Origin of the sequence: Limibacillus sp. MBR-115 (genome assembly GCF_040549425.1) — a bacterium.
GTDB lineage: Bacteria > Pseudomonadota > Alphaproteobacteria > Kiloniellales > CECT-8803 > Limibacillus > Limibacillus halophilus.
Window position 1 is genome coordinate 100695 of the sequence record NZ_JBEPTJ010000007.1, and the last position, 20027, is coordinate 120721.

The window sequence follows — 20027 nt, forward strand, 5'->3', positions numbered from 1 at the left end:
GATCTATAAGGTTGCAATAGAATCACCTTATGATCGCACTGGTGATATCCTTTTTGCAGGCTTGGTGGCCGGTCCTCTATGGCCTGTTGCTGCTCTACATGGTCTTTGACCTCTGGTGGTACGGGCGAGAGCTTTCCCTATCATTCACCCGGCCCTTTGCGGCGGGATTCCGGGCCGGAACCTTTGCCGTACTCTTCGTGGTTGGCTTTCCGCCGCTGATGTTGTGGCTGACCACAGCCTACGGGTTGGAGGGACGCCTGCGCACGCGCATCGCCGACTATGTGGCGGCGGGGCACTCTGCCGAGGAGGCGCGCAGTCTGGCGGCGCTCGACGAGGCCTTTGGCCCGACCTGGGGACTGCGGCCAAAGGATGAGATCGAGCCGGCGCCGGGACGGGCCGAGGACTATCCGCCGATCCGCCCCCCGGAGCGCCTGCCGCGCCTCTCTCGGGCCGACCTAAAGTCCTTTTTCTTTACCGGCATCGTCGACGAACGCTCCGGCGGCGACCGCATCCAACGCTATGAGCAAGACGAGATCGTCTTTACCGCTCTCGGCAAGGTACGCCCGCAAAAGGTCGATTCCATGACGCCGCTGCGCGCCCTGGTCTGGCGGGCGGTGCCCGACCTGCCGCCCTTCCGGGAGATCACCTTTCTGGAGGACATCAAGGATAAGACGGTCGAGAGCGATATCTACAGCTACGTCGGCTGGAAGGAGAGTACTACCGGTATCGAATTCTACAGTAGGAGATCCCAATACAGTACGGTTCTTGAAACAGGATGCTTTAGTTTGGTGCGTTTGAAGGGGTCCAGGAAGGCTCCTGATGACCGGGTGCCTCAGGATTACCGCCTGAAATCAACAGAGATCAGAACCAAGCATTTCTGGAACGAGCCGGGGACGGAGCACTGTCTCTTTCGGGGGCTGCTGGTCGGCTTGGGGCTGCATATGACGCCGGATTTCTACCTGACCGCCGCGCCCTTGAGCCCGGCGCAGCAGGCCCGCGCCCTGGCGGCCTTGAAACTGCTCTACCACCCGGCCGTCCAGGCGGGCATGGACGAGGAAAGCTTCGTCCAGACCCTCCTGGATCACGACCTCATCGATCCCTGATCGTCCGCCAAGGTTAAGACTCCTGGCGCTGGCGTCTTCGACCCGTCGCAGTTCTCCCGCTCGCCCTCATCCTGAGGAGCGCCAACGGCGCGTCTCGAAGGATGAGGAACACCAGCGTGTTAGCGCATCAGGGAAGATCATCGGCCTGCTTTTTCTCCAGCGCCGCCTCGGCGGTGACTCCCGCCGCGCCCTCAGCGATACCGCCGGAGTCGATTTCGATCTTGAAACCGCCTTGGGGTTTGCGTTTGAACTTGACCCCGCCCAAGGCGATGTCGGCCAGCGACCCGCCCAGCCCGATATTGCGAAGCTCGTCGATCCGGGCGGCGGCTTCCAGAGGATCCTCCTCTAACAGCTTTGGCAGGTCCGCCAAGCGATGCCGCTGCACGGCCGCGGTAATCAGTTCGACACCACCGGCTGTCACGCCGCCGAGCGCCGCGCCACCCGCGACGCCCGTGCCCGTGCCTGCAGCCAGGGCCGCACTGGTGGCGGCCCCGGCGACAGTTGCTTCAGCGGCCCGCTCCCAGACCTTGACCACCGCGCCAAGGCCCTCCTTTTCGATGCGTTCGCCCAGGTTCTGCGCCAGTTCCAGATTCTCGATGGGCCGCAAAGCCTTCTCATGCCGCCGCTTAGCCGCCGCTTCGGCCGCTTCACGGCTCTTGACCTCGGCCTCGGCCTGGCCCAAAGCTTCGCGATGACGCTCCAACGCATCACCGGAAACCCCCTTGGCCTCATCGGCCTCTAGCGCCGCGCGCACCGCGCGTGCCTTTTGTCGCGCCCGGCGGGCCGCGGTGGAAGAGTTGCCAAGGTCCTCATGAGTTTCAGCGACTTTAAGAGCATTTTCGTTGAGCTTCGTTATCCTTTCCGCTGTCGAAGCTGCATCGGCCGCAGCGCGTTGCGTGCCCCGCGCCTCGCGGTCCTGCGCGCTGGGGTCGGCCGAGGTACCCTCCTTCAAAAAGGCCGTGGTGCTGTCCAACTGGGCCGCCTCTGCCTCCTTCTGGCTGGCCCGCTCCAGGTGCGGCGCTAGAACCGCCGCCGCATAGTCTGGTCCCTTGTCGCTGGAGCGAAGGTTATCATCGCCTGGCAACCGCAGACCGCGCTCCTCCAAATCGTCTACGACAGCTTGCTGCGCCTCATCGAAGCGTCGCCGCGCATCTCCAAAGGCCTTGGGATCGGCTGCACCGGAAGATTGGATGCGGTTCAATTCCTTCTGGCGCTCCTGCTCAAGGGCCTCCAGGGTCGATAGCGCCGTTTCCGGGTCCGGCTTGCGCCTATTCTCCTGATCTTGCGCATCGGCCTGGGCTGGTGCCTCGTTGCGTGTGGCATCAAAGTCAGGGGACGATGACCGCGACGGCACGGAGGTTTCGCGGATTTGCTTCTCGCGGGCGAAGTCGGTTTCCATCTCGCCCAGGTCTTCCTCCATGATGGCCAGACCCTTGCGCTCCAGTCCGTCGTTGGAGGCCGCCCTGCGGCCGCGCAAGGCCGTCATGCCTTCGTCCAGGAGCTTGCCGGTGGCCGCGAACTCCGCCTCGTCGGTCTGGCTCAGTCCCTGCCGGAAGGCGGTCTTGCGGGCCAGGCGTTCGCGGCTGTTCGGGGTAAAGCGCGCACCGGCGTCCTTGGCCAGGCCCGAGAGGATACCCCGCTGCGCGCCGCCCTCCCGCAGGCCCCGGCCCGGCGTCAGGTTAAGCGGGTTGCTGGAGCGCTCCTGACCCTCACTCTGAGGAGAGGCCGGATCGAAAAGCAAAGCCCCGCGGGGCCCGAAGGCAAAGCCGTCACGGGCCAGCGCCCGGCGCTGCTCTTCGCCGATGCGGTCCTGGGGCGCGCGGGCCTTGTCCAGCAACTGGCGGTTCATCTTGAGGGACAGATCGGCAGGGCTACCCTGTTCCGCACCCAGAGCGTCGCCGCGCTCGAGCGCCTGCATGACCTCGGGCGCGCGGCCCCGCGTGCCATCCGCCCGCTTGGGCTGCGCCAGCGCCTGGCCCAGGGCCTTCTCAGCCCGCTGCCGGCGCGTCTCCTCCTCCGCCATGAAGGCGGCCAGAAACTCTTTCATAGTCATACGATCCTTGTCGCTTGTCGGGGAAAGGCCGCAGTCTCAGCAGCCCGCATGGTATTACGGCCCACAAACTACAAGAAACAACGACAACAAAACTACAAGAAAAATGTATTAACTTGTCACATCAACAACCACCCGCCCGAAAGCAGGGCAGGGAGAGCAGGTCGACAGTGTTGCTGCTGGAAAGGCTAGAGGTTCGGTAGACGCCGGCCGCTGTCATGGTCGAAGAGGTGCAGCGCCTGTGGGCGCGGCGCGACCGTCAGGCTGTCTCCCTCGGTCAACCGATGGCCACCCGGCAAGCGGGCGGTCAGGGTTGCTTCCGGGCCGCCGTCGGAAAGCAGTCCATGGACAAGACTGTCCGCTCCCAATTCCTCTATCAAGGCAACCTCGAGTGAGAACGCTCCGTCCGTGCCCGCCCCGACAGGCTCTAGATCTTCCGGTCTGATCCCCAAGGTAACGGCACGTCCTGCGTGATCGCCCAAGGCCAATTCAGGGACGTTCAGTAGAGGCCCGTCGCTCAACGCCAACCCACGGCCGTCGCCGGTCACCTGCGCGGTCAGGAAATTCATGGCTGGCGAGCCGATGAAACCGCCGACAAAAACGCTCTCGGGCCGCGCGTAGATATCCAGAGGACGGCCAATCTGCTCAGCGATACCGGCGTTCATGACGATCAGGCGGTCAGCCAGCGTCATGGCTTCCACCTGATCGTGGGTCACATAGAGCGACGTGGTTTCCAGGCGGCGCTGCAATTGCTTGATCTCCAGACGCATCTGCACCCGCAACTTGGCGTCCAGATTGGAAAGCGGTTCGTCGAAAAGGAAAGCTGACGGATCGCGCACAATGGCGCGGCCCATGGCAACGCGCTGGCGCTGACCCCCGGATAGTTGACGTGGCCTGCGGTCGAGCAACTCCTCCAGCTTCAACAGCCGTGCCGCCTTGGTGACGCGCTCCTGGATATCGGCCTTCGACTTACCCGCGATCTTCAGGCCATAGGCCATGTTGGCAAAGACCGTCATGTGTGGATAGAGCGCGTAGTTCTGGAACACCATGGCGATATCGCGGTCCTTGGGCTCCAGGGCGTTGACGATCCGTCCGCCGATGGCGATCTCTCCGCCAGTGATCTGCTCCAGACCAGCGACCATGCGCAGCAGTGTGGACTTGCCGCAGCCTGAAGGCCCGACGATGACGATCAGCTCGCCATCGGCAATTTCCATGTCGATGCCATGGATGACTTCGGTGGAGCCATAGCTCTTGCGGACGTTTCGCAGACTGATCTCTGCCATGGGCGCCTCTTATTTCTCCGTCTCGACAAGGCCCTTGACGAAGAGCCGTTGCATGAAAACCACCACGGCTACCGGCGGCAGCATGGCAAGGATCGCAGTTGCCATCACCACCGGCCATTCGGTCCAGTCATCGCCCGAGGAGATCATTTGCTTGATGCCCATGACGATGGTGTTCATGGCCGGGTCGGTCGTGACGAGCAGCGGCCAGAGATATTGGTTCCAGCCGTAGATGAAGAGGATCACGAAGAGTGCCGCAATGTTTGTACGACTAAGCGGCAAAAGCACATCGAAGAAGAAACGCACGGGCCCTGCCCCGTCGATCCTTGCGGCCTCGACCAGTTCATCGGGCACCGTCATGAAGAACTGGCGGAACAGGAAGGTCGCGGTCGCCGAGGCTATGAGGGGTAGAGTCAGCCCCGCATAACTGTTCAGAAGTCCAAAGCCTGCGACCACCTCATAAGTCGGCACGATGCGCACCTCGACCGGCAGCATGAGCGTCAGGAAAATCGTCCAAAAACAGAAGCTGCGCCCCGGAAAGCGGAAATAGACGATGGCATAGGCCGACAGCAGCGAAATGATGATCTTGCCGACGGTTATGCCAAGCGCCATGACGGTCGAGTTCATCAGCATGCGCCAGACCGGCGTGTTCACACCGGACCATAAGGCCTTGGAGTAGTTCTCTATGGCATGGCTGCCGGGGATCAGAGGCAGTGGCGGCTGAACGATATCCTGTTGCGTGACCGTCGAGGCCACCAGGGTGACGTAGATCGGAAAGCAGACCAGCGCAACGCCAAGCAATAGCAGGCCGTGGGTCAGCCAAAGTCCCCATCCCCGTTTTTCCACCATGCCCGCACCGTTCATGTTCTCGCGCTCCTCAATAATGGACGCGCCGCTCGATGAAGCGGAACTGCACGACGGTGAGAAGGCCCACGACCAACAGCAGGATGACCGACTGGGCCGCCGACGACCCCAGGTCCTGGCCGACGAAACCGTCCGCGAAAACCTTGTAAACGAGGATCATCGTGCTGCGCTCCGGCCCGCCCGCCGTCACCGTATGGATGATGCCGAAGGTGTCGAAGAAGGCGTACACCAAGTTAACCACGAGCAGGAAGAAAGTGGTCGGCGACAGCAGCGGAAAGACGATGGTCCAGAAGCGCCGCCAGGCACCCGCGCCGTCAATCGCGGCGGCTTCCAGCAGGCTGCGCGGTATGGCCTGCAAGCCCGCCAGGAAAAATAGAAAGTTGTAGCTGATCTGCTTCCAGGAAGCGGCCACCACCACCAGGGCCATGGCCTCGTCGCCGTTGAGCACGTGGTTCCAGTCGTAACCCATCTGCTTGAGGTAGTATGCAACGAACCCGATGGAGGGATTGAAGAGGAACAGCCAGAGGACGCCCGCGATCGCCGGTGCCACGGCGTAAGGCCAAATCAAAAGGGTGCGGTAAACCATGGCGGCTTTGATCACACGGTCCGCCAGGACGGCCATCAGCAGCGCCAACCCCATGGAGACGGCCGCGACCAGCAGGCTGAAAACCGCCGTCGTGCGAAAGGATTCCAGATAGTAGCGGTCGCCCAGCAGAAACTCGAAGTTCCCCAGACCGACAAACTGGGATTTCAAGCCGAAGGGGTCCGGGATGAAGGCTGACTGGTAAATCGCTTGTCCGGCCGGCCAGAGAAAAAACAGCGCCGTTATGACGAGTTGGGGCAAGAGCAGCAGGTAAGGCAGCCCCTTGTTCTGAAAAATGACTCGCTTTTGCACGGTTATTGCGTCCCCAGCCCGTGACCAGTGGAACAGGAAAAGGCGACGGCGCGAGATAAACCGGAGTGGCTATCCCGCGCCGTTATGCCCGCCTGTCCGTTAGCGGTTGGCCTGCTCGAAGCGGCGCAGAAGCTGATTGCCGCGCTCGACGGCGGCGTCGAGGGCTTCTTGGGCCGACTTGCTGCCGGACCAAACACCTTCCAGCTCCTCGTCGATAATGCCGCGAATCTGGTCAAAGCTGCCCAGACGCAGGCCCTTCGAGTTGCCGGTCGGCGCCTTACCGGTCATCTGCAGGATGGCGATGTCGGTACCGGGGTTGGTCTCGTAGAAGCCCTGAGACTTGGTCAGGTCGTAGGCCGCCGTGGTAATCGGCAGATAGCCTGTATTCTGATGCCAATCCGCCTGAACTTCCGCGGAGGAAAGGAAGTTGAAGAAATCAGCAACGCCCTTGTACTCCTCGCCCTCATGTCCGGCCATTACCCAAAGCGACGCGCCGCCGATGATGGTGTTCTGCGGTGCGCCCGCCACATCGTCCCAATAGGGCAGATTCACGACCGCGAAGGGGAATTGCGCCTCGGCCTTCACGCCGGCATAACCCGCCGAAGACTCGGTGAAGAGCGCGCATTCGCCCGAACGGAAGCGTGCGCCGCCCTCGTTCCGGCGACCGCTATAGATGAACAGTCCGTCCTTGGCCCAGCGGCCCAAGGTATCGATGTGCTTGACCTGTAGGGGGCTGTTGAAGGCCAATTCCGTGTCAACACCGGCAAAACCGTTGTCCTTTGTCGCAAACGGCACGTTGTGATAGGCGCTGAGGTTTTCCAGATGCACCCAGCTCTGCCAGGCCGTGGTCAAGGGACAGGCGCTGCCCGCGGCCTTCAGGGCCGTCAGGACGGTCTCGACTTCGACCCAGGTCTTGGGTTTGGTTTCAGGGTCCAACCCTGCGGTCTTCAAGGCGTCCTTGTTGATGTAGAGGACCGGCGTTGAGCTGTTGTAAGGAAGCGACAGCATCTGACCGTCGGTGGTGGTGTAGTAACCCGCGACCGCAGGCAGATAAACATCGGGATCGAAGGGCAGACCGGATTCGGCCATCACCTCGTAAACCGGCTTGATGGCGCCTTTCGCGGACATCATCGTCGCCGTCCCAACCTCTACCACCTGCAGGATATGCGGCTGCTCGCCTGCGCGGAACGCGGCTATGCCGGCGTTTAGGGTTTCCGAATAGTTGCCCTTGTTAGTGGCGACGACCACGTAGTCCGACTGCGAGGCATTGTAGTCCTCAACCTGCTTGGCCAGCAGATCACCCAGACGGCCCGTAAAAGCATGCCACCACTGAATCTCCGTTGCGGCATTCGCGGCCCCGGCCAGACCGGCGGCCGACATCAGGGTTGCAAGCGCACCCGTCATCAGTCGTTTCTTGAAAGACATCCTTTGCCTCCTTCTATTCGGCGTTTCCCAATACGTCACTCTGTACCGCGAGGGCCCCGGGGGATCCCGACGAGGAGAGGCGGCTGCGGGTGCGGTGACTTTTTGCCGTAACAATACTGTCACGATCGTTTTGGATGTGACCACACAAGGCAATCAACTGTCCAGCTATCAGATGCACCCTACGCCCTCACAATCGCCCAATGGCGGCACTCGCTCCGAGACACCCGGTTGCTTAGCACGGCTACCATGACAGTCTTGTGGCCTCGGCAGTCGATTTTCCGCAAATCGTCATGTCATCAAGCAGCCGAGCAAGCCTATCTTAGAGTCTCTCTGCCAGGATGGCTTCCAGATGATGCAAGCGGTCCTGACCGAAGAGGGCGCGGCCCTCGACGATATAAGTTGGCGCGCCGATGACGCCGCGTTCGGCGGCCTCCAGGGAGTTCTTCTGCAAGAGGTCCTGCGCGGCCTCGCCCCTTGCCTCGGCCCTGAGCGCCGGACCGTCGAGCTCCGCTTGGGACGCCAAGTCGTCCAGAACGGTCGTATCGGCCAAACTGCGGTCGTCGCGCCACAGGGCTTGCTGCATCAAAAATGACAGCATGGCCGGGTCACGGCCCTGCAGGATCAAGGTTGCCGCCATGCCCGCCGCCACCTCGATATTGTCGTAATGGTGCGAGGGGTCGGAATTGATGGGGATGCCGTGGTAGGCCCCGGTCGTCCCCAAGTCTTCGACCATCTGCCGGATGCGTGCCGGATGGCGATCCTGGAACTGGGTCGCCCCTGTCCGCTCCAACACGATACGCAGATAAACCGGGCGATGAATCACCTGTCTGCCCGAACGCGCGGCAAGGTCGTAAAACCGGCCCGCACCCAGGTAGCTGTATCCCGAGGCCACGGAATAGAAGTATTCGATGGTCTTTGCCGTCATGGCTGTTCCTTGTTGTCAGTGCGCTGCGGCCCAGTCGTCGCCGATCCCTACATCGGCTACCAAAGGAACGTCGAGCGTGACCGCCGGTTGGGGCGCCTGTTCCATCACCTGTTTAACCAGGGCTGCGGTTTCTTCCATCTCCGCCTCGGCCACTTCGAACAACAGTTCGTCATGCACCTGCAGCAGCATGCGCGCGCCCAACCCCGCCTCCTTCAAGGCGTCAGGCAAGCGGATCATGGCGCGCTTGATGATGTCGGCTGCGGTTCCCTGGATCGGCGCGTTGATGGCGGCCCGTTCGGAAAAATTACGGCGCGCCGGATTGCCGTCCTTGATGCCCGGCACATGGATGCGCCGCCCAAAAAGAGTGGTGACATAACCCTGTTCGCGAGCCAGGGCCTTGGTGCTCTCCATATAATCGCGAATGCCTGGGTAGCGCTCGAAGTAGGCCTCGATATAAGCCTTGGCATCGGCTTGCGCGATCCCGAGGTTCTGCGCCAGCCCGAAGGGCGAGATGCCGTAGATGATGCCGAAGTTGATGGCCTTGGCCTGACGGCGGACCTCCGGTGTCATTTCTGCCAGGGGAACGCCAAAGACCTGGCTGGCGGTGATGGCGTGAATATCCTGTCCTTCGGCGAAGGCCTGCCGCAGGCTCTCGACCTCGGCAATATGGGCGGTCAGGCGCAATTCGATCTGGCTGTAGTCGACCGACAGCAGCTTGCAGCCCGTCTCCGCGATGAAGGCGGTGCGGATCTTTCGCCCCTCTTCGGTGCGGATCGGGATGTTCTGCAGATTGGGGTCGTTCGACGACAACCGCCCGGTCGAGGCCACCGCCTGACTGAAAGTCGTGTGGACGCGGCCGGTTTCCGGGTGAATCTGATTCTGCAGCGCGTCCGTGTAGGTGGATTTCAGTTTCGACAGCTGCCGCCAATCCAGCACCCGGGCGGGAAGGTCATGCCCCTGGTTGGCCAGACCCTGAAGAATCTCGGCCCCGGTACCCGGCGCGCCGCCCTTGGTCTTGCGTCCGGTCTCCAACCCCATCTCGTCGAACAGGATTTCCCCAAGCTGCTTGGGCGAGCCGATGGTGAAACGCTTTCCGGCCAGGATATAGATTTGCTCTTCGAGCGCTTCGATCCGCTGCGCGAAGTCATTGGAGAAACGGCGCAGAATATCGCGGTCTACCTTGATGCCGCTGCGTTCCATCTCCGCCAGGACCGGCACCAGCGGGCGATCCAGGGTTTCATAGACCGTCGCCAGACGCTCGACGCGCAGCCGCGGCTTGAGCGCCTGATGCAGGCGCAGCGTGACCTCCGCGTCCTCGGCGGCATAGTCCAGCGCCTTGTCCAGCGGCACCTGATCGAAGGTAATCCGTTGGCGGCCTTGCTTGGTGACCTCGTCGAATTTGATCGTGGTATGGCCCAGGTGCAGGTTCGCCAACTCGTCCATCCCGTGCCCATGGGCACCGCCCTCCAGCACATAGGACAGCAGCATCGTGTCATCGATGGGATGCAGCCAGACACCCTCGCGGGCGAAAACCAGCATGTCGAACTTGATGTTCTGCCCGACCTTCAGCACCGAAGGCGCCTCCAGCAGGGGTTTCAACCGTGCGATGGCATCGGCGACCGCGATCTGCTTGGGTGCAGCCTGCTGCGTCTCCTCACCCAATTGCAGTTGGTCGCTTTCATGCTCCAGAAGTCCGTGCCGCAAGGGGATGTAGCAGGCCCGGCCCGGCCGAATCGCGAGACTGATGCCGACCATCAGGTCGCGCATGGGATCGAGGCCGGTCGTCTCGGTATCAACCGCCACCAACCCAGCTTCCCGCGCCTCCGCAACCCAGCGATCCAGGCTCTCCAGGTCGCAAACAAGTTCGTAACTGGGCCCGCTGCTTTCAGGCGACGGTACGGCGCCATCCTCACGGGACGCCTCGACGGCGCCTGCCTTGGCGGGCTCGCGTTCGTCCGGCACCAGATCACCCGCCTCCAACTGCTCGGCAAGCCGGGCCTTCAGACTGCGGAACTCGTACTTGTCCAGGAAGGCCCGCAAGGTTTCCGGGTCCGGTTCATGCAGGGCCAGGCGACCCCATTCGACTTCGACCGGCGCGGCGTCGGTCAGCTCCACCAGACGGCGGCTGATGCGCGCCTGCTCGGCAAAGGCGATCAAGTTCTCGCGGCGCTTGGGTTGCTTGATCTCGGCGGCGCGCTCCAGCAACGCCTCCAGCGATCCGTACTCGCCGATCAACTGTGCGGCGGTCTTGATGCCGATGCCCGGCACGCCCGGCACGTTGTCGGTGGAGTCTCCGGCCAGGGACTGCACGTCCACCACCTTGTCCGGTGAGACGCCGAACTTCTCCAAAACCTCGTCGGGACCGATCGGACGGTTCTTCATCGGATCGAGCATGGAGACACCGGGCCGGACGAGCTGCATCAGGTCCTTGTCGGAGGAAACGACCGTGACCTCGATACCCCGCTCGACCGCCTGACGGGCGACGGTGGCGATGATGTCGTCGGCCTCGTAGCCGGTCAGCTCCAGGCTTTGCAGGCCAAAAGCCGCCGCCGCCTCGCGCACCATCGGAAACTGCGGAATCAGGTCTTCCGGCGTCTCGTCGCGGTTGGCCTTGTATTCCGGGTAGATCTCGTTGCGGAACGTCGGCCCCGAGGCGTCGAAGGTGACCAGCATGGCATCGGCGTCGCTCTCGCGCAGCAGCTTGACCAGCATGTTGCAGAAGCCATAGGCGGCCCCGGTCGGCGTACCGTCCTTGCGGGTGATCGAGGGCATGGCGAAGAAAGCCCGGAAGAGATACCCATAACCATCGACGAGATAGAGGTGTTTGATCGGTGTGGAGGAATCGGCGCTCATGATGTCAGCAGCATGCCTGAAGCCTGCCTCCCAAGTCGAGTGCCGGTCAGTGGCCAGCCGAGGCGTCAGCCCCTTCCTTCAGCACGAAGCGGCGATCGCAGTAGGGACACTCCACGAATCCCTTGTCGCCCATGTTCAGGTAAACCCTGGGATGACCCATCGCATCATCGCCGCCGTCACAGGCGACTTGCACGCGTTGTACCTCGATAACCTCGGGCGGCTCGATCTGATTTGCCATCGCTTCCTCACTCAACCGAAAACTCGGCTGGGACTATAACTGGTCACGCCTAACAATCAATCGCTTGTCGTGGGCGGACGAAAGGCCTAAGTCATTGCCATCATGCCAAAGGACGAACAGATGACAAGCGCCGTCGGCGCGGCCGACAAAAATCCGCACTTGCCGGACTTCGCGGTTGAGGCCGTTGGCCTCGACAAGACATACGCCGCCGCCGGCAAGCAAGGCGCCAAGCATGCCTTGAAGGCCGTGGACCTGACGATTCCGCGCGGCAGCCTCTTTGGGCTGCTCGGACCCAACGGCGCGGGCAAGTCGACCTTCATCAACATCCTGGCCGGACTGGTCAACAAATCCGGCGGCACCGCCCGCATCTGGGACTGCGACATCGACCGCCAAACACGGCAGGCGCGCGCCGCCATTGGCGTGGTGCCGCAGGAGCTTAACATCGACCCCTTCTTCACGCCCTTCGAGCTGCTGGAGTTGCAGGCCGGTCTCTATGGCGTTCCGCCGCGCGAGCGCCGGACCCTGGAGATCCTCGCGATGCTGGGTCTGTCTGATAAGGCCAAGGCCTATGCCCGGACCCTTTCCGGCGGCATGCGCAGGCGCTTGATGGTCGCCAAGGCGATGGTTCACAACCCGCCCGTACTGGTGCTGGACGAGCCGACCGCCGGCGTCGATATCGAGCTGCGCCAGCAGCTTTGGGCGCAGGTGAAGGAACTTAATCGGCGCGGCGTCACGATCCTGCTGACGACTCACTACCTGGAAGAAGCCGAGGAGCTTTGCGACCGCATCGCCATCATCAACCATGGCGAGGTTATAGCCTGCGACACCACGCAGGCCCTGCTGCGCAAGCTGGACAACAAGACCCTGACCATCACCTTCGCCGAAAGCTTCGAGGCGGTGCCCAAGCCTTTTGCGGAGTTCAGCGTCGAGAAGGTCGGCGACCATGCGCTGCGCTTTCAGTACCGGGCCAGCGAAAGTCCGCTGCCGCGAATTCTCTCGGCTGCGGGCAGCGCCGGGCTGACACCGGTCGATGTTACGACCGAGGAAACCGACCTGGAGGATATCTTCCTGCAGCTCACGCGGGGCGCGCATGCGGGCGCTCAAGGCTGATCACGCAAGCGCCTTTCGCTTCTTACTGATGACACTGCTGCTGGCCCTTGCACTGGCGGGCTGCACGACGCAGTTCGCACCGCCGGGGCCTTACAACGCAGGCGAAGGGCCACCCCCCGAACTTTTGACGGCCGCCACGCCGAGCGAGGGCACTTTCCGCGCCGATGACGGCCTGCTTCTGCCCTGGCGCGCCTGGCTGCCGGTCGGCGAGCCGCAAGCCGTCGTTCTGGCGCTGCATGGCATGAACGACTATGCAGAAGCCTTCGCCCTGCCCGGCACGGCCCTGGCGGCGGCGGGAATCGCGGTCTATGCCTACGATCAGCGCGGCTTTGGCGCAGCCCCTCATCGCGGTCTGTGGCCGGGGACCGACCGTCTGGCCGCCGATCTGCGCAATGCCACGGCGCTTTTGGCCGCGCGCCATCCTGGCCTGCCGCTCTATCTGCTTGGGGAGAGTATGGGAGGCGCGGTCGTGATCGCCGCCACAACGCGCCCCGGCGCGCCGCAGGTCGCGGGTATCATCCTGTCCGCCCCCGCCGTCTGGGGTTATGACGAGATGGGTCTGGTCCCCCGCGTCTCCCTCTGGGTTGCCCGGCGTCTGGTCCCCGGCATGACGGCGACCGGCAGCGACCTCAAGATTCAAGCGACCGACAACATCCCCCTGCTCCAGGCCTTTTCCGCCGACCCGCTGGTCATCAAGAAGACCCGGATCGACGCCGTGGGCGGGCTTGTCGATCTGATGGACGAAGCGCTGCTGGCCGCGCCCGAGCTGACGGCGCGCACGCTGCTGCTTTACGGTGATAAGGATCAGGTCATCCCGGCCGACTCGCTGGACCGCTTCTGGACCAACCTCCCCGCCGAAGCTTCCGGACGCCAACGCCGCCTTGATTACCCCGACGGCTGGCACTGGCTGCTGCGCGACCTGCAGGCCGCGCGGGTTTACGCCGATATCGCCGCCTGGATCGCCGACCCCGATCAGCCGCTGCCTTCCGTCACTGATAACAGCGCACGAGAGCGCGGCAAGGGGGCCTCGTGAACGCCATTCGGCAGGCGACCGCGTTCGACTTCGCCAAACTCTTGACGCTGGGAGCCATCTGGGGCGCGGCCTTCCTCTGCATCAAATTGGGGCTGGAGGGCTTTGCCCCCATCACCCTGGCGGTCAGCCGCACCCTGCTGGGCGTGGTGGTCCTGTTGATACTGCTGGCCGCGACCGGCACGAAACTGCCGCACCGCCGCCGCGACTGGGGTTGGATCGCCGTCATTGGCGCGGTCAATACCTCCCTGCCCTTCCTGCTGATCGCCTGGGGGCAACAGTTCATCGGCGCGGGGCTGGCCTCGATCCTGATGGGCGCGGGTCCCTTCGTCGCCCTCTTCGCCAACCACGTCCTGACCCACGACGACCGCATCACCGGATACAAGGTCGCGGGCATGATCCTGGGGCTGCTGGGCGTCATGATCCTGGTGGGTGGCGAGGCCTTGACCGGCCTCACCGCTTCCTTCTTCGGGCAGTTGGCCATCGTTGGCGCGGCGGCCAGCTATGCAGCCTCGGGCGTCATGACCCGCAAGATCAGCCATCTGCCCGCCGCCAGCGGTGCCTCCGCAACGCTGTTGATGGGCGCGGTCTACCTGCTTCCGGCGGCCTTCATCTTCGAGGCGCCGCTGGCCTCGCGGCCCGGTATCGCCGCCATCGCGGCGGTGCTGTTCCTGGGCCTCGTCTCCTCGGGCTTTGCCCACCTGCTGCGCTTCCAGTTGATCCGCGACACCGGTGCCGTTTTCATGAGCCAGGTATCCTATCTGGTGCCGCTGTTCGGGGTATTTTGGGCCTGGGTTTTCCTGGGCGAGCGGCTGCATGTCGAGGCCTGGATCGCGCTCGCCCTGATCCTGTCGGGCATCGGTATTTCCCGCCTGCGGCGCAAAAGAAAAGCCCGCCTTCTGGACGAGCTTTGAGGCTTGTTCCGCCCCGCCGCTTCGAGTAATGTCCGCCCCGCGACGCGCCCGTAGCTCAGCTGGATAGAGCGCTTGCCTCCGGAGCAAGAGGTCAGAGGTTCGAATCCTCTCGGGCGCGCCAATTTTTCCACTGCAGATTACGCCTAAAGCCTTGAATGGGAGGGCCAAATTAGGCATTCGAAGACCCTGATTTCGGCAATAGCGCATAGGCTCTGCAATTGCCAGTCTGAGGACCTTTCTCTTCATCGTCTGAAATGAAAGCCACGCTATACGCTGATTAACTTCACTCGGCCAAACCCAGAGAGTCGCTGCTCAGAACAGTTCTTGTTGTTTCTCATAAGTACCCTCAAATTTAGGGTCAAGCCTTGTCAATAGTAGCTTACCGTCTCTTATCGAGACCCGGTATCTTGTTGTATCTCCCTGAAATGAAAAGATAACGCCAGGGCCCTTTGAAGTTGAAACAAGCGCACTTGGCGGCACCTCCACAGAATTTTCCCTGCTCTCCACCCGACCTAAGTCAGCGATCCGAACTTGTTGTTCCCGCTCAATAGGGCTGTCACGATGCGGCAAAGCGGTTTCAATTAGTACCTTTCCCTCATTAAAGCCCCCACGCTTGGTTTCCTTCTCTTTCGCAATCTGCTCAATCCTGCTCCAAGAGTGACCGCAGCAATTTGCAAGGCCCTTGATCACTTCTAATATATCTGCGAGTTCGGCAGCGCTCTCATCTTTGTTCTTAGCTCTCAGAAACTCATCTAGCTCTTCTAGTAACTTTCCAGCCAAGCCAATCTGTAAATCATCCTTGGCTAGCTTTGCCTCCCTGACGCTTTCGCCGCCTTTTGCGATGCTATCTGGTATCTTGTCCCTAACGATCTTTCCGAACACTTGCGCATTGCGCTTTCGATAGTATTTTGGCGCATTTCTGAGGATAACGGGTATATTCTCTTGATTGAGTCTGTAATAGGCATGCCCAAGTATCGAACCCTCTAATTGAACGGGCAAGGATCGCGCCTTAGCTACTTCGATTACCGACTCTAGGAACTCATTATCTCGAATAAGATCCGCCTCCGGCGATAGCTGTAGCGTCACCCTCTCCAACGGCACTCTCTTTAAATCCGTCGAGTTCGAGACGCGATATGGCTTGTATTTAATCTCCTGTCGTGGTGATGGGTCGAGAACTTCGCGTGATCTAAACCAGGGTAAATTTCTTCCAACTTGATAAGCAGACGGAATACCGCAAAACCACATTATCTGGGCGTCTTCCTGAAGCTTGTCTGCAATTCTCGCAGTGCGGATAGCGATCTCAATTTTATCCGCACTTGTTAAGACCTGCTTGCGCCCAGATCGTGTCTTGATGTTGCGATAGTCCCAATTGCCGTTCTCGACTTCAATCAAGAAGGCATGTTTGAAGGTCGTTTTAGTGCCAATAACTTTCTTCTGCGCGACATTAACTTCATAAGTGTCCACTGGTAGCACCTGCAAACCATCAGGCAACCCCCACAGGGCATCAACAATCACCACAGGATTACCTGGCCTCGCATATGCCCAAGCGGACGCCCTCGCAGGGAGAAATGCGTGAAAAAGGAAGATAAGCTCATCTTCTTTCACTCCCTGCTTTACGAAATCAGAAGAAATGGAGTGGCACCACTTGATGGCATCTTCCACGCTGATCGTATCCGTTCTGGGAAGATTAAACCTACTGGCACTTTCCTTTATGCAGTCCGTCCTGACAACTAGGCGATCACCTGTGAGTGCCTTCATTTCTAGGGAGAGTTTTTTGTAAGCAGCCTCGTCGCTAACCGCGGAAGCGATACGATTGGGTTCGAGCGGGTAAATCCGAGGCGACAGCACGTCTTGATCTTCGAAATCAAAGTCCGATAGGTTTTGTAGTTTGGGCCATTTAGTGCTCGTGCCAATCTGGTATGGCCTGATTTCCAAGGCCCCTTCCAAGTTTAAATCAGCGGGAGCACTTAGTTTGAAGTCCCTTTTAGGGTCAAGACCTCGGTCGAGCTGAGGCCACTCGAAGTCTATTTGCATTAGGTACAAAGTTCCCTCGTGAACAAGCCATTCAAGATGGCATCGTTCAGAGAACTGCTCTGCAAGGAAATGGCCCAGTGATCTAAGCGGCTGATGTGGAACCTGGCTGCCGCACCGTAAGGGGGCAGATGGGTCAGGAGAGGTTGTAAATTTCGAATTGATTCCCTTCGATGGAACCCATTGGGGCAACTCCAGTTCATAAGCCCACTGATTGATCGTCGGGCTCACGCGATGCTCATTCGAAAGATGTCCCACGTAGTCGGCTTTAATGTATTGATGAACAACGATGCCTAGATCGGCCTTGCGGTCCGCCGTTTGCGCGTCTTCATAGAGCTTACGCAGGTTGGAAAGCAACATGCTAAACGTCCAACCGCAATTTAAAACGCGTGACCGGAATTTACCTCTGTCTTGGAGTGTTTCAGAGCTTCCGCTAGATCTGAGAATTACTTGCTCGAACGCGCGTTCTTTAAGCCATAACCGTAGGCTGTCTATCTCGGTATGACCTCTTAGGTCTCCTCCGGCTTTCCAGTGTTTATGAACATCGACCGAAAGGGCCACAAATTCTAGCCGCCAAGCTTGTGGCAGGAACGCCAATCCAGCGGCCTTTACTCCATACTGCTTGGTGATCTTCTCGTGGGACTTAAAGTTCCTTTCGGGCGGCGGTGTCGCATGAGCTAGCATCGTCAACTATCGTCCAGCGTGCCAAATGCCTTCTTTGCAAGATTCTGAAGCGCGGCGAGAATGTTATCAGAGAAATATCCGAAGACGAATCCAAGCCCCAAAAGAACATAGTAGTTATCGAAGCTCTCGTTTTTGAGGAATGGGACAACGCCCGATTTAAAAAGGAATCCGGTAAATAGTGACACCATGGCTGAGTTGAACGGCACTATGATGCGCCAGAGGCATCTATCGACATTCCAGATGCCCTTCGCTACCGAGTGATACATCCACTTCAGATCGAAGACTGTGCCGCCGACGAAGCCTGCAAGGACCAAAGCTATCCATCTGGCGTTTTCTTCGGAAACGTAAACGCCAAACAACGTGCTGTAAATGAAGCCGTCACGAGCTATCTCTGCTGGCTTTTCTGTAATGGCCTCAATCAGGAAGTAATTTGCGACTGCGAGATATAAGAATAACAGGAGGAACTCACCGCTAATCTGGAGCCATGCTCTAAACACGTAGCGTGTTTTCCATTCTCCCGTGGGGCGTCCGTCATCATAGTCCGGAAGCTCTTCATCTTCGTCAGCCATTCACACTCATGGCCCTTACTGTCGTATATACATTCTCGATAAAATCGTTTGCTTTATAATCCCATGAATCTGCTAACCCGACATTCTCTGCTATAATTCTTCTAAAAAACTGCGAGCATGGCTTGTCGATTGACTTGCATACTGCGTTGTCACCAGAAGACGCGAACCAGTACTCGGTATTCACGAAGCTTTCTCTAGGCAGTTGACTTGCTTCGTGCGTCCATCCGCCCGGTGATTTTTCTTGAGCCGCTGTGATGAGGTCAAAGTCTAACGGAGCAATATGAAGGTGCGCCTGATCAACGCCACACGAGACGGTTGAGCCTTTTAGTCCGCCGTGTTCAAATGCGTACGATCTTCCAAACTGAGAATCGATTTTTTTACACACACGCTTCACTAGCTCATGCAATTCATCAAGCATGTCGCGGGGAACGTCAGCCATGCGCGGCACCGGAAATTTCGGTACAACGAGAACCCATCCAGCAACAATCGAACCCTTCGTTGGCAGGACAACAAAGTGTTGACTCTCATCTACCTTCGTATCGTAAAGCGGAGTTTCTTTTCTCTGCCCAGGGAGGAAGAGCCAATGAAACTTGTTAGCTGCTTCAGAATGTGTTTCGTTCGGTGCCATCGCTGTCATTATTTTAAGGTTCCTCTGGGGTAATATACCACATCTCGAAAGGATGGAAAGGCGATCGACGGGCGCGGGTTGAAATCCGATAAGGGGTGGATTGAGCAGGCATCAGGCACGGCATATTTGAGATCGGGCGGAGGGAGATCGAGCCGGTGGTGCTGGCGGAGACGGCGCGGTTGCTGGTGTTCCTGGACCGCAACCCGATCCGCGAGGGGCAAGCGCTGATCATCCCCAAGGCCCACCATGATACCTTCAACCATGCGCCGCTGGCGGTCATCAACTAGATCACGGCGCTGGCGGCGGTCCGGGAGAAGATCGGTCCCCTCACCTAGAGGCCGACGCTCAGGCGTGCTGATTAAACGTGCTGGTCGGGGTCCGGGTTGTCGGCGGGTTCGCAGGGGTTGGCCTCGATAGCCGAGAGCGGCGGCGTCAATTCCGGCGCAGCCGTCTCGCGCGCCGGACGGGTCTGGCCCAGCAGCAGCGGCCGGTACTTGACGATCTCCTTGGCCATGAAGTCGAAGAAGATGCGAACCTTGGGCTGCTTGTGCAGGTCCGGATGGGTCAGCATCCAGAACCCGGCGGTCAGGCCCGGCTGCGGATCGATGACGCGAACCAGACTCGGTTCCGGGTCGCCGATCTGACAGGGCAGCAGCGCCAGGCCGAAACCCGACTGGGCGGAAAACAGCAGGCCCAGGATGCTGTTGCTGCGGCTGACGATCTGGCAGTCGGGGGCGACCTCGCGCAGCCAGCGGGCCGGTGTGATGTGCTCGATCGGCCCTTCGAAGCCGATCAGGCGGTGGCCGTTGAGGGCCTCGGGCGTCGCAGGCGCGCCGTAGGTCTCCACATAGCCCTGGCTGCCGTAGACGGCCCAGCACTGGTCCGACAGCTTGCGGCCGATCAGGGAGCCGTTGCCGGGCGGCCCGGCGCGCAGGGCGATCTCCGCATGGCCGTCGCTCAGATCGCTGTAACGGTCCTCGATCAAGAGGTTGACCTGGATACCCTTGTGCGCCCGGTGGAAAGCGTAGAGAAGCTGCGGCACAAGGCCCATGGCCATGCCCTCGGCCGTGGTCACACGCAGGGATCCGGTAAAGTCGCTTTCCAGCGCCGCCGAGCGGCGAACCAGCGCCTGCACCGACGCCTCGACGGCCTCGGCCTCGGGCAGCAGGGCCTCGCCTTCGGGGGTCAGGCGATAGCCGTCCCGCTTCTTGTAGAAGAGGCGAAGGGCCAGCTCCTTCTCCAACGCTGCGATACGCCGGACGACAGTGGATTGATTGACGCCGAGGGAACGTGCTGCGCCTGCCGTGCTTCCGGCCCGCGCGACGGCGAGGAAAAAGCCTGGGTCGTTCCAATCGATCATGCGGTATTATGCATTTTTGCATCTTAAAACGCTAGAAAAGCTGATGGAGGCGAAAGGGGTCAGCCTCT

The 20027-nt window shown here is 60.5% G+C and carries 17 protein-coding genes and 1 tRNA gene; 6 read left to right on the forward strand and 12 right to left on the reverse strand.

Going from position 1 to position 20027, the window contains the following annotated elements; all coding sequences use genetic code 11:
- The first annotated feature begins 29 nt into the window (after positions 1 to 29).
- Positions 30 to 1103, forward strand: coding sequence for a hypothetical protein (locus tag ABIE63_RS14220; RefSeq protein WP_354505177.1), 1074 nt, complete (start codon positions 30 to 32; stop codon positions 1101 to 1103).
- A gap of 127 nt (positions 1104 to 1230) precedes the next feature.
- Here the strand turns inward: ABIE63_RS14220 and ABIE63_RS14225 are convergent, their stop codons facing one another.
- The 8 genes from ABIE63_RS14225 to ABIE63_RS14260 form a co-directional block, all read right to left on the reverse strand.
- Positions 1231 to 3150, reverse strand: coding sequence for a hypothetical protein (locus tag ABIE63_RS14225; RefSeq protein ID WP_354505179.1), 1920 nt, complete (start codon positions 3148 to 3150; stop codon positions 1231 to 1233).
- Positions 3151 to 3341: 191 nt separating this feature from the next.
- Positions 3342 to 4436, reverse strand: a complete 1095-nt coding sequence (locus ABIE63_RS14230; RefSeq protein ID WP_354505181.1) for a sn-glycerol-3-phosphate import ATP-binding protein UgpC — start codon at positions 4434 to 4436, stop codon at positions 3342 to 3344.
- Between the two features lie 9 nt (positions 4437 to 4445).
- Positions 4446 to 5297 carry a sn-glycerol-3-phosphate ABC transporter permease UgpE gene (gene ugpE / locus ABIE63_RS14235; RefSeq protein ID WP_354505183.1) on the reverse strand — a complete coding sequence of 284 codons (852 nt, stop codon included), beginning with the start codon at positions 5295 to 5297 and terminating at the stop codon, positions 4446 to 4448.
- A gap of 13 nt (positions 5298 to 5310) precedes the next feature.
- Positions 5311 to 6192, reverse strand: coding sequence for a sn-glycerol-3-phosphate ABC transporter permease UgpA (gene ugpA, locus ABIE63_RS14240; protein ID WP_354505184.1), 882 nt, complete (start codon positions 6190 to 6192; stop codon positions 5311 to 5313).
- A gap of 99 nt (positions 6193 to 6291) precedes the next feature.
- Positions 6292 to 7617 (reverse strand): sn-glycerol-3-phosphate ABC transporter substrate-binding protein UgpB, encoded by a 1326-nt coding sequence (ugpB, locus tag ABIE63_RS14245; protein ID WP_354505186.1) that lies wholly within the window; start codon positions 7615 to 7617, stop codon positions 6292 to 6294.
- Between the two features lie 319 nt (positions 7618 to 7936).
- The gene (locus ABIE63_RS14250; protein ID WP_354505188.1) at positions 7937 to 8542 is read right to left on the reverse strand and encodes a DsbA family protein; all 606 of its coding nucleotides are present in this window, start codon (positions 8540 to 8542) and stop codon (positions 7937 to 7939) included.
- A gap of 15 nt (positions 8543 to 8557) precedes the next feature.
- Positions 8558 to 11395, reverse strand: coding sequence for a DNA polymerase I (gene polA / locus ABIE63_RS14255; protein ID WP_354505190.1), 2838 nt, complete (start codon positions 11393 to 11395; stop codon positions 8558 to 8560).
- A 46-nt stretch (positions 11396 to 11441) separates the two neighbouring features.
- Positions 11442 to 11633 (reverse strand): zinc-finger domain-containing protein, encoded by a 192-nt coding sequence (locus ABIE63_RS14260; RefSeq protein WP_354505192.1) that lies wholly within the window; start codon positions 11631 to 11633, stop codon positions 11442 to 11444.
- A 120-nt stretch (positions 11634 to 11753) separates the two neighbouring features.
- Between ABIE63_RS14260 and ABIE63_RS14265 the strand changes: the two genes are divergently transcribed.
- From ABIE63_RS14265 to ABIE63_RS14280, 4 genes are all read left to right on the forward strand, one after another.
- On the forward strand, positions 11754 to 12743 hold the full coding sequence (locus tag ABIE63_RS14265; RefSeq protein ID WP_354505194.1) for an ABC transporter ATP-binding protein: 990 nt from the start codon (positions 11754 to 11756) through the stop codon (positions 12741 to 12743).
- A complete protein-coding gene (locus ABIE63_RS14270; protein WP_354505196.1) occupies positions 12724 to 13776 on the forward strand; it encodes a lysophospholipase in 1053 nt (350 codons plus the stop codon). The genes ABIE63_RS14265 and ABIE63_RS14270 overlap by 20 nt, the downstream gene beginning before the upstream one ends.
- Positions 13773 to 14687, forward strand: a complete 915-nt coding sequence (locus ABIE63_RS14275; RefSeq protein ID WP_354505198.1) for a DMT family transporter — start codon at positions 13773 to 13775, stop codon at positions 14685 to 14687. Before ABIE63_RS14270 ends, ABIE63_RS14275 begins: the two co-directional genes overlap by 4 nt.
- 44 nt (positions 14688 to 14731) lie before the next feature.
- Positions 14732 to 14808, forward strand: a tRNA-Arg gene (locus ABIE63_RS14280).
- A 191-nt stretch (positions 14809 to 14999) separates the two neighbouring features.
- Here the strand turns inward: ABIE63_RS14280 and ABIE63_RS14285 are convergent.
- The 3 genes from ABIE63_RS14285 to ABIE63_RS14295 form a co-directional block, all read right to left on the reverse strand.
- On the reverse strand, positions 15000 to 17078 hold the full coding sequence (locus ABIE63_RS14285; protein ID WP_354505200.1) for a nucleoside triphosphate pyrophosphohydrolase: 2079 nt from the start codon (positions 17076 to 17078) through the stop codon (positions 15000 to 15002).
- A gap of 326 nt (positions 17079 to 17404) precedes the next feature.
- On the reverse strand, positions 17405 to 17971 hold the full coding sequence (locus ABIE63_RS14290) for a hypothetical protein (RefSeq protein ID WP_354505202.1): 567 nt from the start codon (positions 17969 to 17971) through the stop codon (positions 17405 to 17407).
- Positions 17964 to 18608, reverse strand: coding sequence for an HIT domain-containing protein (locus tag ABIE63_RS14295; RefSeq protein ID WP_354505204.1), 645 nt, complete (start codon positions 18606 to 18608; stop codon positions 17964 to 17966). The genes ABIE63_RS14290 and ABIE63_RS14295 overlap by 8 nt, the downstream gene beginning before the upstream one ends.
- 137 nt (positions 18609 to 18745) lie before the next feature.
- Here ABIE63_RS14295 and ABIE63_RS14300 point away from each other — a divergent pair, with 137 nt between their 5' ends.
- On the forward strand, positions 18746 to 18886 hold the full coding sequence (locus ABIE63_RS14300) for an HIT domain-containing protein (protein WP_354505335.1): 141 nt from the start codon (positions 18746 to 18748) through the stop codon (positions 18884 to 18886).
- Between the two features lie 71 nt (positions 18887 to 18957).
- Here the strand turns inward: ABIE63_RS14300 and ABIE63_RS14305 are convergent, their stop codons facing one another.
- Positions 18958 to 19959: a LysR family transcriptional regulator gene (locus tag ABIE63_RS14305; RefSeq protein WP_354505206.1), complete on the reverse strand. Its 1002-nt coding sequence runs from the start codon at positions 19957 to 19959 to the stop codon at positions 18958 to 18960.
- Positions 19960 to 20027 lie beyond the last annotated feature (68 nt).

Coding starts and splice junctions, on each gene's coding strand:
- ABIE63_RS14305 (WP_354505206.1), bottom strand. CDS start 19,959: ATGATCGATTGGAACGACCCAGGCTTTTTCCTCGCCGTCGCGCGGGCC.
- ABIE63_RS14260 (WP_354505192.1), bottom strand. CDS start 11,633: ATGGCAAATCAGATCGAGCCGCCCGAGGTTATCGAGGTACAACGCGTG.
- ABIE63_RS14225 (WP_354505179.1), bottom strand. CDS start 3,150: ATGAAAGAGTTTCTGGCCGCCTTCATGGCGGAGGAGGAGACGCGCCGG.
- ugpE (WP_354505183.1), bottom strand. CDS start 5,297: ATGAACGGTGCGGGCATGGTGGAAAAACGGGGATGGGGACTTTGGCTG.
- ugpB (WP_354505186.1), bottom strand. CDS start 7,617: ATGTCTTTCAAGAAACGACTGATGACGGGTGCGCTTGCAACCCTGATG.
- ABIE63_RS14295 (WP_354505204.1), bottom strand. CDS start 18,608: ATGACAGCGATGGCACCGAACGAAACACATTCTGAAGCAGCTAACAAG.
- ABIE63_RS14270 (WP_354505196.1), top strand. CDS start 12,724: ATGCGGGCGCTCAAGGCTGATCACGCAAGCGCCTTTCGCTTCTTACTG.
- ABIE63_RS14285 (WP_354505200.1), bottom strand. CDS start 17,078: ATGTTGCTTTCCAACCTGCGTAAGCTCTATGAAGACGCGCAAACGGCG.
- ABIE63_RS14250 (WP_354505188.1), bottom strand. CDS start 8,542: ATGACGGCAAAGACCATCGAATACTTCTATTCCGTGGCCTCGGGATAC.
- ABIE63_RS14265 (WP_354505194.1), top strand. CDS start 11,754: ATGACAAGCGCCGTCGGCGCGGCCGACAAAAATCCGCACTTGCCGGAC.
- ABIE63_RS14290 (WP_354505202.1), bottom strand. CDS start 17,971: ATGGCTGACGAAGATGAAGAGCTTCCGGACTATGATGACGGACGCCCC.
- ABIE63_RS14230 (WP_354505181.1), bottom strand. CDS start 4,436: ATGGCAGAGATCAGTCTGCGAAACGTCCGCAAGAGCTATGGCTCCACC.
- ABIE63_RS14220 (WP_354505177.1), top strand. CDS start 30: ATGATCGCACTGGTGATATCCTTTTTGCAGGCTTGGTGGCCGGTCCTC.
- polA (WP_354505190.1), bottom strand. CDS start 11,395: ATGAGCGCCGATTCCTCCACACCGATCAAACACCTCTATCTCGTCGAT.